At 42.8% G+C, this 14,622-nt stretch carries 13 protein-coding genes; 6 read left to right on the forward strand and 7 right to left on the reverse strand.

Annotated elements, in window-relative coordinates:
- Positions 1–42: 42 nt before the first annotated feature.
- Together F3I09_RS21070 and F3I09_RS21075 are read right to left on the reverse strand one after the other, a co-directional pair.
- On the reverse strand, positions 43–1,359 hold the full coding sequence (locus F3I09_RS21070; protein WP_149697013.1) for an erythromycin esterase family protein: 1,317 nt from the start codon (positions 1,357–1,359) through the stop codon (positions 43–45).
- A 401-nt stretch (positions 1,360–1,760) separates the two neighbouring features.
- The gene (locus tag F3I09_RS21075; protein WP_223233326.1) at positions 1,761–2,492 is read right to left on the reverse strand and encodes a zinc-dependent peptidase; all 732 of its coding nucleotides are present in this window, start codon (positions 2,490–2,492) and stop codon (positions 1,761–1,763) included.
- A 603-nt stretch (positions 2,493–3,095) separates the two neighbouring features.
- Here F3I09_RS21075 and F3I09_RS21080 point away from each other — a divergent pair.
- Positions 3,096–4,463: a site-specific integrase gene (locus tag F3I09_RS21080; RefSeq protein ID WP_149697014.1), complete on the forward strand. Its 1,368-nt coding sequence runs from the start codon at positions 3,096–3,098 to the stop codon at positions 4,461–4,463.
- A gap of 407 nt (positions 4,464–4,870) precedes the next feature.
- Entirely contained in the window at positions 4,871–5,983 is a 1,113-nt protein-coding gene (locus F3I09_RS21085) for a putative phage abortive infection protein (protein ID WP_149697015.1), read from the forward strand.
- A gap of 184 nt (positions 5,984–6,167) precedes the next feature.
- Here the strand turns inward: F3I09_RS21085 and F3I09_RS21090 are convergent, their stop codons facing one another.
- The 4 genes from F3I09_RS21090 to F3I09_RS21105 form a co-directional block, all read right to left on the reverse strand.
- Positions 6,168–6,767 (reverse strand): hypothetical protein, encoded by a 600-nt coding sequence (locus F3I09_RS21090; protein WP_149697016.1) that lies wholly within the window; start codon positions 6,765–6,767, stop codon positions 6,168–6,170.
- A 37-nt stretch (positions 6,768–6,804) separates the two neighbouring features.
- Positions 6,805–7,578, reverse strand: coding sequence for a relaxase/mobilization nuclease domain-containing protein (locus F3I09_RS21095; RefSeq protein WP_149697017.1), 774 nt, complete (start codon positions 7,576–7,578; stop codon positions 6,805–6,807).
- The gene (gene mobC, locus F3I09_RS21100) at positions 7,568–7,930 is read right to left on the reverse strand and encodes a plasmid mobilization relaxosome protein MobC (protein WP_149697018.1); all 363 of its coding nucleotides are present in this window, start codon (positions 7,928–7,930) and stop codon (positions 7,568–7,570) included. Before mobC ends, F3I09_RS21095 begins: the two co-directional genes overlap by 11 nt.
- 443 nt (positions 7,931–8,373) lie before the next feature.
- Positions 8,374–8,712, reverse strand: coding sequence for a helix-turn-helix domain-containing protein (locus tag F3I09_RS21105; protein WP_149697019.1), 339 nt, complete (start codon positions 8,710–8,712; stop codon positions 8,374–8,376).
- A 24-nt stretch (positions 8,713–8,736) separates the two neighbouring features.
- Here F3I09_RS21105 and F3I09_RS21110 point away from each other — a divergent pair, with 24 nt between their 5' ends.
- A complete protein-coding gene (locus F3I09_RS21110; RefSeq protein WP_149697020.1) occupies positions 8,737–9,249 on the forward strand; it encodes a hypothetical protein in 513 nt (170 codons plus the stop codon).
- A 16-nt stretch (positions 9,250–9,265) separates the two neighbouring features.
- Here F3I09_RS21110 and F3I09_RS21115 read toward each other — a convergent pair whose 3' ends face one another.
- Positions 9,266–9,982: a hypothetical protein gene (locus F3I09_RS21115; RefSeq protein ID WP_149697021.1), complete on the reverse strand. Its 717-nt coding sequence runs from the start codon at positions 9,980–9,982 to the stop codon at positions 9,266–9,268.
- 484 nt (positions 9,983–10,466) lie between these two features.
- On the opposite strand from F3I09_RS21115, the gene F3I09_RS21120 reads away from it, so the two are divergent.
- The 3 genes from F3I09_RS21120 to F3I09_RS21130 form a co-directional block, all read left to right on the forward strand.
- On the forward strand, positions 10,467–11,600 hold the full coding sequence (locus tag F3I09_RS21120; protein WP_149697022.1) for a hypothetical protein: 1,134 nt from the start codon (positions 10,467–10,469) through the stop codon (positions 11,598–11,600).
- A 26-nt stretch (positions 11,601–11,626) separates the two neighbouring features.
- Positions 11,627–13,132, forward strand: a complete 1,506-nt coding sequence (locus F3I09_RS21125; protein ID WP_149697023.1) for a hypothetical protein — start codon at positions 11,627–11,629, stop codon at positions 13,130–13,132.
- Between the two features lie 69 nt (positions 13,133–13,201).
- The coding region (locus F3I09_RS21130; protein ID WP_149697024.1) for a hypothetical protein at positions 13,202–14,622 on the forward strand (1,421 nt) is incomplete at its 3' end.

Below are 14,622 nucleotides of genomic sequence, written 5' to 3' on the forward strand. Positions count from 1 at the left end.
TTTGCGCCCCCAGGTGTGGGGATACTACATTGCTCATAACACTTATTTTTTTATCAGATCTTGTTTTATGCACGGTTGAGCCCTGTTAATGTATAAGATGCCATCGAAGAATGCAGTCCAGATTTGCCTGGATTCAGTATTAATATAGTCCTTCATATAGAATCGTGAATTAGTTTTATTGCCGGCAGGGGCGCTTGTAATGTCTGCAAAAGCATATCTGAAGCCTTTCGCGTGAATCCAGGATTCGATACTCTTTTTATGAGGCAGACTCACTTTTTCCCTGACGTCACGCAAGGTCAGCTGGCCTTCACCTTCATAGCAGGTCAGCCCTATGATATATGTCTGTGACAGCACCTGTTTATCTTGAGTAAACAAGTATCCCATGCTGTTATAGCCCCGGTAGGATAGGTTTTCAAAAGGGCCCTTCTCAATGTGCGTATTATGCGCCCAAACAACGATTTTCTCGTTGGGAAACTTCCTTGTTACGAGCCACTTCAGGTTTTCGGCCAGTTGGGAATCATGGAGGGGGTGATCCTTCCGGTCCCGCTTGTACTCAGCGCTATTATAGTAATAGTACAAGCTTAATTTGTAGTTTATCAGGAGGCCTTTGAGTACGTTCAGGTAAAACCCGGTCTCCAGGTCTTCCAGCGCAGGACTGTTTTCAGATAGCTGGTTAATGACGACGGGGAGTAATTTTATCATGCTGTCGAGTCCAGGCCTGTTCTTCCCATATACTAGAGAGTACGACTTGCCCAACATTGAATGGAAGTATCTATATACAGAATCATGAACAAACGGAATACCTGATTTTCTCAAGAAAGCATCCACGGCGCCTTTCAGGTAGCGGAGGCTGTACCCGCTTATGCCTCTGTTATCCATTCCGCTGATGATCAGCTCCTGTTTGCCAGAGGTAGATTCCCGGAGATACTGGAACAGCTCATGCATTTGCTGGCATTGAGTCCAGGTAGGAAAAACAGACAAGTATAACAGGCTGTCGAACGATATCTTATGCTGCCTGAAAGCATTGTAGCCTTCATTAAGGGAGAAGAAGTCGCTCTCAAACACGAGAACGTTAAATCCCATTCGTTCGTGTAAGAAACGGATCAGCCTCGATTTCAGCTTCATTGTTTCTCCGTCTCCATGAAACAACTCGCCCAGCATAACCACGCGCTTGTCGCCAATGGCACGGGAAAGGGGTATAAGGTCATTGTAGCTGGTATCATTAAATTCAACACTGTTGATGGGGGATGTATGAGCTACAATATACTCCTGTATCTGGCCGGATGCGAGAAATGGGTGCAGCAGTATACACAGCAAAGCCGAAAGGAAGTATCTATTGATGACTTGTTTCTCTTTCATTGTACAAATGAAAGAACTTTTTTTGTGTTTGACCTGGGAAGATTGGCGGAAATAGCTTAATTGTCATTAATTTTAACAAACGGCACGCACGGATTGGCAGTGATTGATTGCATAGTAGGAATTAGTTTGCTATTTATAATGCGTAACTTTTAAAATTTTACAATCTATTTTTTAATTTTCTATATAAGCTGTGCCACCTTTCATGGCCTTAGGTAATGAAAGAATATTTTTACACCTTACAATACTCTTCAATCGTTAATCTCCAATTATTGTAAAATTACAGAAGGGACTCGAATTCAATTCAGATCTGGTTAATTATAAGCAGCCTTGCTGCTGATCCTCCACACAAGCTAGAAAGGCGGAAAAAGCCGGCTCCTTTGGTCTTTATATTAACAGACTGGTCAGCTATCTGTTTCCGGGGGCGTCTGACCAAAGATACGGCTCATTTGCGCATACATTTCAGGATGATGCTGTTTGAATTTCTCAGGTCTCTGAAAGAAATATTCCGAAGCCACCGCCAGAAACTCTGCTTCATTTGTCAATGCATAAGGATTAATATCAGATCTTCCCTTCTCAATACAACGCATTTCCTCGTGCATCATTTTCAACCAGGGTACAGCATATTCATGTCGCATCAGATTTTCAAGTACACCATCGGTCGCACCATCTGACATATCCAGCAGATGTATGAATTCATGAATAGCCGTGTGTTCGGTACCTGAAGAAGAAGAAAACGCCTTGATCAGAGCGGCTCTGGATAGTAACATCTGCCCGTTCATATAACCTGAGCCAACCATACCCAATATATTTCGCTCATCACCTTCAAACTGGAAATTGTGATCAAAGGTATCCGGGTAAAGGATAACGTTTGTGAGATTACGATATTTCCAGTCAGGAAAACCAAAAATGGGCACCACGGCACTCGCAGCAATGTAGACTTTGTCCAGATCAGTGACTTCTGTGCCAACGCCTTCAATACGCACGTACTGTAAGAACTCATTTACCAGTGTTTCAAACCTTGCTTTTTCCTTGTCATTCAGGAGTTGATAATACCGGATATGCTCGTTGAGTAAAGCGCTATAAATACCGGCCAGCGCCTGACTCCTCGTCTGCTTTTCCTTTTTACGGCGCATGTACAAAACGATGAATAGGCAACATAATAGCAAAGCAATTGTATATAACATCATAGGTTAAATGTAAGCAAAATACCTTATCAGCAGGCACGTATGCAGATGGTCTGACGTAGGGTTCTGATATATGGAAAGAGAATCCATAATTATTACAATGGCTTCGCATAGTGTTGTCAATTATTTCAGGCTTATTTTAAGTGAAGATTATAGGACATAATCTTCTTAAAGAAAGGTTGAACAGTTTTTATAAATGAAGTTAGCAAGATCGTAAATGAATCAAATGATGGTCTGATAACTAGCCCATGCCGGCCTAACTGGATAGTTTGGCCCAACTCGAACTACAAAAATAAATCCATTATTAGCTCTCGTTGCGGATCTTACGCATATTTCATGCAAACAAAAAACCCGACTTCTATTCGAAGCCGGGCTTTCGTGATCCCGCTGGGATTACAGAAGTCAGGAAAAGCCTTACACAACTTTATTGAGTCTTACTTTTATTCGTTGATTTTCAATATTTTATAACACCATCCAATTTTTCAAAGTCCTACCTTTATAACGGTTAACAGCATTGAACTCGACTAAAAACTCGACTAAAATTTTTTGAGTATGCTGTTACCAATCAAACTAATCTGCCCAAAGGGCAAAGTGCGCAAAGATAGTACTTGTATTATCTTTATCCAATACTGCGGGGATAAAACCGTTCTCCTGAACACGGAAATCGCCGTTCCTCCTAAATATTGGAATCGTAAGTTCCGGCGCATTACCGCCGACCTCCCCCCGACATACGGAACTGCTGACGACCTAAACGGCCAGCTGGCGGCCCTGCTACGGAAGGCAAACGACATTATTGCCCATGCAGTGAAAAAGAATGTACAGGACATACCGGCTTTTGTAAAGAAAACCTTTCACCCGGCCTTTGATACGGCCACACTGGAAGAAAAGGCCCAACAGGCAGCGGCCCTCAATCCCAAAACAAACCTAGATTTGATTTTTCAGATAGAGGATTATATCAAATGCAAGCGGGATAAAGTTTCGGCGGGTATGCTGAACGTGTATAAGAACATGAAAGACCACATGGCGGCCTTTCAGGAACACCGGGGAGCCGCTATCACATTTGATTCCTTTGACTTCAATCTGTACGAAAGCCTCGTCAACTATCTGACTTACGACTATATTCAACGCCGTAGATCAGAGGTTATTGACGGTAAAAAGGAACAGATAAAAGGGCTAAAAACCTCTACCATAGGCAAAACTATTAAACAGCTTCGTATATTCCTGCGGGACAGGGTGCGCCGTAAGATCATCGCCCCTATTGATTTATCCGACTTTAAAATACTGGATGAAGAGGCGGATGCGGTGTACCTGACATGGACAGAAATTGCCCGGATATATCAAACCGATCTTTCCGAACAACCTCACCTGGTAAAATACCGGGATTTGTTTGTTCTCGGCTGCCTTACCGGGTTGAGGTTTTCCGATTTTTCGTCTATCCAGCCGGAGGATGTGCGGAAAGGATCACTTTATAAGAAGCAGGAAAAATCCGACCATTGGGTAGTTGTACCGTTGCGGGATGCAGCGGAGGAAATACTGCTAAGGCGTTTTAAACGTCAGATTCCCATAGTAAGCAACCCCGAATTTAACCGCCATATCAAGGAAGTAGTCCAACTGGCAGGCATATGTGAGTTAATAAAATTCTCACACAAGAAAGGTAATAAAGACATAGTACAGGTAAAACCCAAATACGCATGGGTTACCTCCCATACCTGCCGCCGCTCATTCTGTACCAATGAATTTATGGCGGGAACACCTGTCGAGCTTATAATGAAGATTAGCGGCCATAAAAGCTTGCGTGATTTTTACAAGTACATTAGGATTACCCCGGAAGAAGCAAGCAGGAAGATCAGGGAAATATGGGAGAAAAGAGGCGATATAGGCATATCTGCTGCGGTTTTACAAAATGAAGTGAATTATTGACATCACAACATAAAAAAAGCTCAGTAAATCAAAGACATATTGAGCCATTACGTGCACAGAACAGGGCAAGAAATGAACCAAGTATTGACAGATTTCATTTTTGATAAACCACAAATAGGCAGGGCTGTTAATCTACTAACTTATTTTCAAACCCTCCTGTTGATCGATTAACTATTCAGCCGGCTAGTGCTGGTTAACGCAATAAACTCTTGCGAAAGTTTGGAGATTAGTGAGAACGATTACGGCCTCTTGCCTTCTATATAGGCGTTTTCTTGAAAGCGTTAACAAGAAATTAACTAATTATTAAACCGAAAGCATTATTATGTCATCAGAATGTAGCAGACAGTCAGGAAGAAGTATAACCAAATTAATAGATAAGCCAAAAGATATTAGCACTTGTATACACTATGAAATCTAAAAACAAAATTTATTGGTTCGCTGGCGGAATTGCGGTATTGACCATTTTTATTTTGACCCTTCCCATCTGGATCACGCAGGTTGACTGGATTAAAAAGGATTATGCCGCAACGGGTCCTATAGGTGACACTGCAGGGGGATTTTGGGGGCCGGGGATAGGCTTTATTGGGGCTATTCTAACATTCGTTGCATTTTATGTTCAATACCGGGCTAACCAGCAACAGCGCGAAGATATTGAACAACAGCGAAAGGATTGGCAGCTTGAAAGGTTTGAAAGCCGCTTTTTTGAACTTTTGCGGCTTCATAAAGAAAACGTTGCTCAAATGAACCTGGCTACAGGAGTAATTGGAAGGGATTGCTTCTATGAGCTCTACCAAGAATTCAAAACTCTCAAAATATTGATTGATAGAGCGATTCAATCTGAAGTTCAACTGGGCAGACATATAGATATAGATAGAATGCGTCTAGCTTATTTAATATATTATCATGGAATTGGAATGGAATTAGAACTCCCCTATTTTAATGAACTATCGAGTGATGAGCGTGATATTTTTATTAAGTTGAAACATCTTACAGCTGAACAGAAACTTGCTTATAAAAATGGGGAGACAAATAAGCTAGTATATAACTTTAAATATCCACCGTACGAAGGACATTTCGGGTTGTTGGGTGTGTATTACCGGCATTTATATCAAACAGCAAAATATATTACTGGATTCAAGCACTTTCCAGATGACAATAATAAGTATCAATTTGTTGGTACATTAAGAGATCAGATCTCCGAGTTTGAGCAGTTAATGCTGTACTATAACGGAACCGTACTTTTTCCTAGTGATTGGAAGGAACTCTTTACTGAATACCGTCTTATTAAGAATGTACCACTTGATCCTTTTGATACTCAATCATCACCATTAAATAGATACAAGGATTTTATGGTGGTTTTATGGCTAACTAAGAAAAAGCGGCTTTTTGCAGGTCAGAAAGATATCGGGGAGCATGTGGGCAGATGGATAGAAAATAACCCCGAGGAGTTTAAAAAGTTGAAAATTCATGAATACCATGAGGAATATAGGGCGCTGCAGAAGAAGAAGCTGGTGTTGTAGTAGTTTATCGGAGGCAATTGCAATAAAAGCAGTTCGGTTATAGGATAGGAATCCAGCCCCTCACATGCAGGAAAGTCTGATGAGTTTAGAACGTAAAACAACGAACATAATCGCCATTGTTTGAAACCCTCGCCGGGAGGGGCGCGGGGGATGGCGCGGCGGCAGCGCCTCCCCCGGACTGGCCTCACCTAATTTTTCTCGCTCTATTCCTTAACTGGCTTGCCTCTTCTTCCTTTTCTTGTGCTTCATGTAACATATCTGCTATGCGCTGTCTCTCTTCCTCCCATTGTAGAACACTATCCCGGAAGACTTGTGGGTGCGCATGATACAGGCTATCTATTTCATAGAGGTATGGGCGTAGCTGTTTTCCCCCCTGCAACTTTAAATAACGATATTTTATGTCTCCTGCTCTATAATCCTGTAGCGTTGAGCGTGTGTTAAATAACCATACACTCCCTAAGACAAGTAACAGGAATAGGCAAGTGGAAACAATCATCCCAGCATTTATATGATGTTGATGCTTAACTTTCTGTATCGGCGGACGTCGCAGCAGATCGTTATTTATTTCAAGATATTCTAATAGCTTAGAAACCGCCGCTGTTGGAAATTTTGTCCGCTCTGTCATTCCTGCTAGCTCTGCTTTTATCTGTTCTAAAGACGCGTTGACAGTATTTAGCCGTTCTCCGTAATCCGGCACTTGAGGCGTCGCGCTATTTATTTGCCGGACACCTTCATCAACTTTATTTAACTTGTCTACAATTGTCTGTAATAACAACTCATTCATAATACATAATTTGATTCATTCTTAAATAGATTTACTGTTACAAGCGTAACCCGCGCCTGCTTGATTGCATATGCTCCTGCGTTATATGCTGCTGCATTGACTTTTGTAAGCCTGCGATAGAATATTTCCGGTCAATACTGCTGCCTTTAAACGCATACGAATCTTTTCTGAAACTAATGCCCTGTAATTGCTGGGTGTTCCCTTTGTACTTATACTGTACGTCTATACCTTTTTTCGTTAGCTCCTTTTCCAATGCTGGTAGGGTCTTACAGCGGGGCAACGCTATTTCTATAGCTTGAAAAATTTCATAACGGGCCGTTTCTTCATGATTAAGGGCTTGCAGATTGGTAAGGGCTATTTTCTTTTCGATGGCAGGAACAAGCTGATATTTTTGGGTGAGCTGTTGCGCGGCCTTCTTGCCGCGTAACCCTATCCAGTTATCACGGATTGCTTTCCCCCAGTTGTTAACCAAATTGGCTATAATATGCAGGTGTAAATGATCGGTATCCGTATGCTTTGTTATCACATATTGGGTATTAGTTAGACTTAGCTTTTCGAGGTATTCCCGTCCTATCTGCGTCAATGCGTCATTAGTTAATTGTTCTCCAGGATAAAAGCTGAGGATGCCATGAAACACGGCCTTTCGCTTGTCTGGTAACTGCTGCCTGCTCATTTCAAAATCATTACCCATATGCCGGTAACTATAATCTCTTACCCCTTCTGCTTCCAGTATTTCGGCCCGCTGTTTATCTGCACAAACGTAGCGGCAACAGCCATAAAAAGATTTACCGGTAATTACTTTACTTATCATGTCTTAACCGGTTTAAGATACTGTCAATCTGTTGGCGGTAGCTTTCAAAAAGTAGCATCGCATTCAACATCCCCTCTTTATGGGCCTGTTTTGATACCTGATTGACATTATTTGCCATACCGATTAACTGTTTGATATATGACCGTTCCTCGTCAGTTAAACGGGCTATGACACTGCCAAACAATGCCATTTGACGAATGTAACCGGTATAGCGTAGCCCCGCTTTAGTTGCCCTTTCTCTGACGATAAAGTATTCTGCCCTGGTAAACCGTACGCCTGTACAGATTTCCTTCTTTACTGCTTTGGGTGGCCTGCCGCCTTTACCCTTGTTCTTTTCCAGCGTCTGTTCCATACCTGCTACGTTTTAATCTTTGAGGGCTGGCAGCGTTGCTGCCCAGCCCGATCTCCCCGTACAGGTGGCAAAGCCGCCTGTACCATGTCCGCAGACGGGTAGCGTAGCTGCCCGTCATTCTCCGCTAAAATCTCCGCACCTCCCCCTTGCGACCATCGGGAGCGAGGGGGCGAGCGGTTTTTGCGCAGCAAAAACACCGCTCGCTAACGGAGCGAAGATCCGTTCGAGTCCGCGAACGGGATGCCGAAGGCGGCCCGTTCAATCTTCGCGGGTGGGGGCTGCGTAAAGCAGCCCTGCCCAATCTCCGCGTACAGGTGGCGACGCCCCCTGTACCTCCTTCGGGAACGGGATGCCAAGCCAAGGCAGCCCGTTCGATCTTCGTGGGTTGGGGCCAGCGTAGAGTAGGCCCACCCGATCTCCGCGACAGGTAGCAGCGCTGCCTGTCATTCTTTCGGCTGTTCTCCGGGCCGCAACAAGAACTGTATGTCGTTCCAAAGAAAATAAACCCTCGACCGGATTTTATACGGCTTCAATTTGCCGTGTTTAATCCAGTCGTAAATAGTAGGCTTGGTAATCTGAAATAGTTGACAAACCTCACCGATTTTGTAGAGGGGTTTATAGGTGAGGCCGGGGGTATCATATGCCGGGGTACGTACGGGTAGTCTTTCCAGTTGACTGACTTCTTCACGCACCAATACACGCAGCATTTGCCAAAACTGTTCCGGTTCAATTGGGAACAGCATTGGTGCTGTTGTCTGCACATTTGTTTCTCTCTTGTCCATATTTAACCGATTTAGACGGCAAATATGGCTGTCCGAAAAAGAGAAAACAGGTTAAGTATACTTGTTTTAATAAAAAATGATTACTATGCAACCATTATAACTTATAATATGAATTGGCCTCAAATCATTCCTTTACTGCTAGGTATTGTCGGTGGCGCTATTGGTGCATATTTCCAATCACTTTTCCAGCATAAAAAGCAAATGAAGGAAAATGAATACGCCGTAAAAAGGCAAAGATATTTTTGCATAAACCTCTTGCTGTTAGCAAAGGTTGACTTACCTAACAATTTGCAATTCCTATTGGCACAACGCTCTGATTTAACAACTGAAGAATTGTTAGACAAGGAAATTGAAGTAGAATATTTTAATTCTTTCATCTTTGCAAGCGACAAAGTAATCTTAGGATTGCAGAAGTTTATAAATTCTCCTTCATATGACACCTATTATTTCGTTTGCAATGCTATGAGAAATGATCTGTGGGGCAACAAAATATTACTCCCAGAAATTAAGATGAATAGGGCTACGATTGAAAGGTAATAAGACTCTATGTGCGTTATTGATTAAATTGTTGCTCCAGGTGCTTCAACTGTTGTATGCCTTCTGAAAACTGCATAGCCTCTAAAACAGCATAGGCTTCTTCAAAACTTTTGCCCACTTCTACAAAATGACGATGTCCCAATTTGGCCCTTTTATCCTTCTTAAAGATCAGGTCGAGTGCTTTTTTGATCCCATCAGGACTTGCCCCGAAGATTTTGTGCAACAAGTCTGCACACCTATCACTAGGGTTTAGATAATTGGCTTTACTTGCTTTATCAAATGCGTAGAAAAGAAGCACCAATGCCCTGTTGCTTAACTGATCTTGTTTACACTTTTCCAGCCATGCACGTTCACGGCCTTCATACGCGGCAATTGCTGTTTCCAGCATCGGCAAGAACTCGCTGGTAAAGATCGGCCGATAAAGAAGGAAATACAAGGGCAGATATGCGGCCATTCCCAATGCAACACCAGCAAGCATATACATACCATTCAATTGCATATTGAAAAGCCCTACAGCAACAGCAGCCACAACAACCAAAAGCAAATAATGCCAAAGCGCATTGTTCCAATACTTATTAATCAACTGACTGCGTGTTGCTTCCACCGGCCAACTGGCATAAATATCGCGCTGTCCTTCATGAGTTTTACGAAAATAGGAGTAAACGTAACTGTATCTAACGGGGAGATCAAATAAAAAAAAGGATTTCAAGCGCTTCAAATTCTTACTTCTCATTTCACAAACCTTTAATAAAATAAATATACTAAACTCAAACCATGAGCCCAAATAACATTCCAACAAACAATATATTTATTAATACAAATATATGTTTACTGGAGGCTAATCTGACAGAAGGAATCCTCAATATTCATAGATGAACTTTTGTTATTTCCGTTAACATGTTATTAACTCTTTTTTCATAAATCTATCCTACCTTCATCTGCGTCAAAATATCGTAATCATACCTCAACCCCAAATCCAGTTCATCTATGAAATAATATTTTTGTGCCCCAATTTCTTTTCCATCAGGAATAAGTCCCCCCTCTACAGGTCATATTAGCTGCAGTAAATGATACATTTATTGCGGACGATCCTGTATCGTTCGTGCATAAAGTATGCTGCTAAAGGCGTCAACACAATTATTGCTACTCCTTAATTCATGATGGCTCGCCTACGGCGATACCAAGTAAATCCATTATAAATATTTCAAAAAATCACAATGAAAAAGATTTTACTGTTAGCCGCGCTTAGCCTTAGCGCAGGTATTTCCCTAGCTCAGAATACCTTTCCTTCTTCGGGTAATGTTGGTATAAACACCACCACTCCGGCCTATAACCTGGATGTAAACGGCAGCTTTAATGCTAATTCCCTCTACATCGGTAAACAATTGGTGCTACCATCAGTGCCTTCAACGCCAGATCGGGGCGCTTTCAACGTCCTGCTGGCTGCATTACGCTCAGCCAAGCGGATGCATCCCGATGAACAATTCACCAATGGGACAAACAGTTGCGAGGTCTATAACAATACGGCCAACTCAAATGTGACGCTCAGCCGTTTACCTATATCCACCGCTCCCAGTACCTCTGGCTACTGCCTGCAGCTAAAACATACAGGAGTTGCATCACCAGGCATAGGCGGTTACCAGCAGCAAGGCATGAGTGGTAGTAATAAAACACTGGTACACCTTATACGGGCCAAAATCCCCGTTGGTTATACACTCAATTACGCGAATAACGCTTTAGGTACCGGCGCAATGCGTCAGTGGCTCACCAATAATACAGGCACAGGTAAATGGGAAGATTATGCCTATATGGTGGTTTGCGGATATGCTGGTCCTTATGGAACAGCTGGTTATGTGTTCTTAACCGGAGATACCCCTACGGTGGCCAATCCGGTATATTGGCAAATAGCGTCCTCTGCAATGTATGACCTCACTGATCTGAACGACAACAGCATCCGGAACCAGCAAAGCGAAGACCAAATAGCGGATTTGAGGATCACGGGTAATGGTTTTATGGCAGGCAATGTAGGTATCGGGACATCTGACACCAAAGGCTACAAGCTGGCAGTAAACGGCACGGGTATGTTCACAAAGGTAATGATCAAGCCATACGGCAGCTGGCCTGATTACGTTTTTAAACCAGAATACCAGCTTCCGCCACTTGCACAATTAGAAGCCTATATTCAAAAAGAGCGGCACCTGCCTCACATACCCTCCGAAAAGCAAATAACTGAAACAGGAATAGACCTGGCAGAGAACCAAAAAGCGCTTTTAAAAACCGTAGAAGAACTTACGCTGTACATCCTTCAGCTCAAGAACGAAATAGATGCATTAAAGGCCGCTCGCAAATAATTGTTCACCCCTGAAAAGCTGATGCCATGAGACTTATGATCCTCTGGTTGGCTACCTGGCTTAGTGTAGGTATACAACAGGTATTTTCACAAAGCAGTACTGATACCAGCCTGCTACTGAAAACTACCACTGCAAAGCTGAACGATCTACAAAAGCTGCCGTCAAAGTATCTGACAAGGGTAAGCTCTAAAACTGAAAAGGTAGAACATATCCTGGACAGACAATCCGGTAAGGTACTAACAAGGCTTAACCGGATTGAACGGAAAATAAAAAGAAAACTAAAAGGTAAGGCCGATCAGGAGCTGTTATCGCTCCTTAATGATTCCAGCTACCAGGGTTTTACCAAAGCTGTTTTGCCTATTAAGAGCCTGCAGAGCAGCGCCTACCTGGATAGTTTGCAAACTACCTTTCGTTTTTTGGAAGAGCATAAAGAATTACTGTCAGATTCGAAGAATAAACTGTCGAAGGCTGTGAAAGGTGTAAATGATCTTGAAGCGGAATTTGAAAAAGCAAAAGATATTAAAAAGTTCATCAGAGGCCGGCAAGAGCTGTTAAAACAACGGCTAACAGGATATAGTGACGCGAGCAAATACCTTCAAAAGTATAACCAGCAAGCCTACTATTACGGCGCCCGGATACGCGAATACAAAAGCCTGTTGAACGACCGCAGTAAGATAGAAGCCAAGGCGCAGGTGATTTTACAGAAATCATCTTTATATAAAGATTTCATTAAACGGAATTCAACACTGGCCTCCCTTTTCAATCTTACCTCCGGAGCCAGTTCTGTGAAGCTTGAAGGATTACAGACAAGATCTATGGTGGAAGCATTACTACAACAGCGGTTAGGAGGTAGCGGTATTGCCAGCCAAGTAATGCAACAGCAGCTACAGACGGCACAAAGCCAGCTCGGTTCCCAGTCAGTTGTTCCAGGTCTAGCTAACATCAGGAGCGCCGTCGTTAACCAGATGAGTGCTGCCCGGAGCCGAATGAATGAACTGAGGCAGAACCATGAAGACCTTGACAACGCAGCTGAAATGCCCAACTTCAAACCTTCTCCATTGAAGTCAAAACGTTTTTGGCAGCGAATTGAACTGGGCGGAAATATACAATTTCAACGATCTACCAAATACTTTCCTGCCACCACTGATGTTGCCGCACAAGCAGCCTATCATTTTCATAAGAACGGATCAGTAGGACTTGGGATTGCCTATAAGCTTGGTCTTGGATCAGATTGGTCACATATCCATTTTTCTCATTCGGGAGTCAGTTTACGGTCTTTCGTAGACTGGAAGATTAAAAACATGTATTACCTGAATGGTGGTTTTGATCTAAATCGCTTATCAATTCAAGGAGTGACTACCAACACAGCCAACTGGCATGATTGGCAAACCTCTGCGCTTATAGGAGTAAGCAGGAAGTATCAGATCAATGCACGTTTAAAAGGAAACATAATGGTCCTATATGATTTTTTGGCAGCATCCCAAATCCCCAGGTCCAATGGTCTCAAAGTTAGATTTGGCTATTCATTATAGCCTCGACTTTCCAATTACTCATACAGATTCTAAAATTAGTAAACCGATCCCCCAATTAAACAGGTAAATATGAGATACCTATATTTTATGGTCCTGCTTCTGCTATCGCCGCTAACGATAGTGGCACAGGAAGCACCGAATATGAACAGTAGTATTTCCGGCTCGGCTGCAGCGGTCGCATCTGGAAAACAAATAAATATCCCCGTCAATTATTTCACTGGTATACCCAATATCAGTATTCCTATTCACAGTTATACAAGAAGTGGCATTGCAACGAGTGTTTCTCTAGACTATTTCGCTGGAGGCGTAAAAGTTGACGAACCTGCCTCTAACATTGGCTTAGGTTGGCAATTGAGTGCGGGGGGAATAATCATTAGGAACCAACGTGGGCTTCCGGATGATTTTCCCGGGCGTGGTTTCCTGTATACGCCAGAAGTGGATCCAGGATCAAGAACTGGCCGGGACCCTAAACGATACACTGATGAAAATTACGGAACCGATTCTATTGACAGCGAGCAGGATATTTTTCAATATAACGTCGCTGGTAGAACTGGAACGTTTTTGATTGGAAAGAACGGGACTGTGGTTACCATCCCTAAGCAGAATATCAATTTGCGGTGGAAAACAGGCACTATTTCCGGCATACCAGCGAGTAATATAACCGAGTTCACCATCATTTTTGAAGATGGATCACGGTATTTATTTTCCAACCGGGAAATCACTACGCGCAATCTTTCCAGTTACGATTATTCAGCCTCCTATGTTTCGGCCTGGCATCTTACTTCTATTATCTCGGCCTATGCGGAAGATACCATTCAATTCAAATACAAAACGGTGTTGACTGGAAAAACCATTCCGCAGGTAGCCAGCCGTTTTGAACGTGCAGGTGAGTCCCCGATTAATTACACCAACAGCCAGTATATACGGGTAGAGCAGAAATACCTGGAACAAATTATGTTTCCGTACAACGTAACCTTGAACTTTTTGTACGATACTGCAGAGCGGGCCGATTCTAAACGGGAATATGCGCTCAAGAATATCGAGTTGCGGGATACCGTCTTACGAATGGGGTATAAGCTGGAGTACCAATATTTTTCTAGTAACGGGACCTTGTTTCCTTATGGAAGTACCGATACTTCTATATCTAAATTAAAGCTGCAACGATTGAGCATTTATACACAGTTCAGAACCCTGTTGCCTTATGAGTTCAGCTATGCTAGTGGTAAAGTGCCGAAAGTAAACAACACCTCGCAGGATCATTGGGGCTATTTCAATAATAAGGCTAATGCCGATCTCATTCCGGCAGTGGGCAGCTACACAGGTGCTAACCGCGAGCCAGACAGTGTTTATACACGGTCGGGTATCCTGACGGCTATTAAGTATCCCAGCGGGGCTAAAACAACGTTTATTTACGAGGGTAATGAACGTAAGAATTACTTCTATCAAGAGAATGAGACGGCGATTATTGGTTCATACCCCGACTATATACA

Origin of the sequence: Chitinophaga sp. CF418 (genome assembly GCF_900142925.1) — a bacterium.
GTDB lineage: Bacteria > Bacteroidota > Bacteroidia > Chitinophagales > Chitinophagaceae > Chitinophaga.

Excerpts from the sequence above, each read along its gene's own strand:
- F3I09_RS21070 (WP_149697013.1), bottom strand. The coding sequence starts at position 1,359 with ATGAAAGAGAAACAAGTCATCAATAGATACTTCCTTTCGGCTTTGCTG.
- F3I09_RS21075 (WP_223233326.1), bottom strand. The coding sequence starts at position 2,492 with ATGCGCCGTAAAAAGGAAAAGCAGACGAGGAGTCAGGCGCTGGCCGGT.
- F3I09_RS21080 (WP_149697014.1), top strand. The coding sequence starts at position 3,096 with ATGCTGTTACCAATCAAACTAATCTGCCCAAAGGGCAAAGTGCGCAAA.
- F3I09_RS21085 (WP_149697015.1), top strand. The coding sequence starts at position 4,871 with ATGAAATCTAAAAACAAAATTTATTGGTTCGCTGGCGGAATTGCGGTA.
- F3I09_RS21090 (WP_149697016.1), bottom strand. The coding sequence starts at position 6,767 with ATGAATGAGTTGTTATTACAGACAATTGTAGACAAGTTAAATAAAGTT.
- F3I09_RS21095 (WP_149697017.1), bottom strand. The coding sequence starts at position 7,578 with ATGATAAGTAAAGTAATTACCGGTAAATCTTTTTATGGCTGTTGCCGC.
- mobC (WP_149697018.1), bottom strand. The coding sequence starts at position 7,930 with ATGGAACAGACGCTGGAAAAGAACAAGGGTAAAGGCGGCAGGCCACCC.
- F3I09_RS21105 (WP_149697019.1), bottom strand. The coding sequence starts at position 8,712 with ATGGACAAGAGAGAAACAAATGTGCAGACAACAGCACCAATGCTGTTC.
- F3I09_RS21110 (WP_149697020.1), top strand. The coding sequence starts at position 8,737 with ATGGCTGTCCGAAAAAGAGAAAACAGGTTAAGTATACTTGTTTTAATA.
- F3I09_RS21115 (WP_149697021.1), bottom strand. The coding sequence starts at position 9,982 with ATGAGAAGTAAGAATTTGAAGCGCTTGAAATCCTTTTTTTTATTTGAT.
- F3I09_RS21120 (WP_149697022.1), top strand. The coding sequence starts at position 10,467 with ATGAAAAAGATTTTACTGTTAGCCGCGCTTAGCCTTAGCGCAGGTATT.
- F3I09_RS21125 (WP_149697023.1), top strand. The coding sequence starts at position 11,627 with ATGAGACTTATGATCCTCTGGTTGGCTACCTGGCTTAGTGTAGGTATA.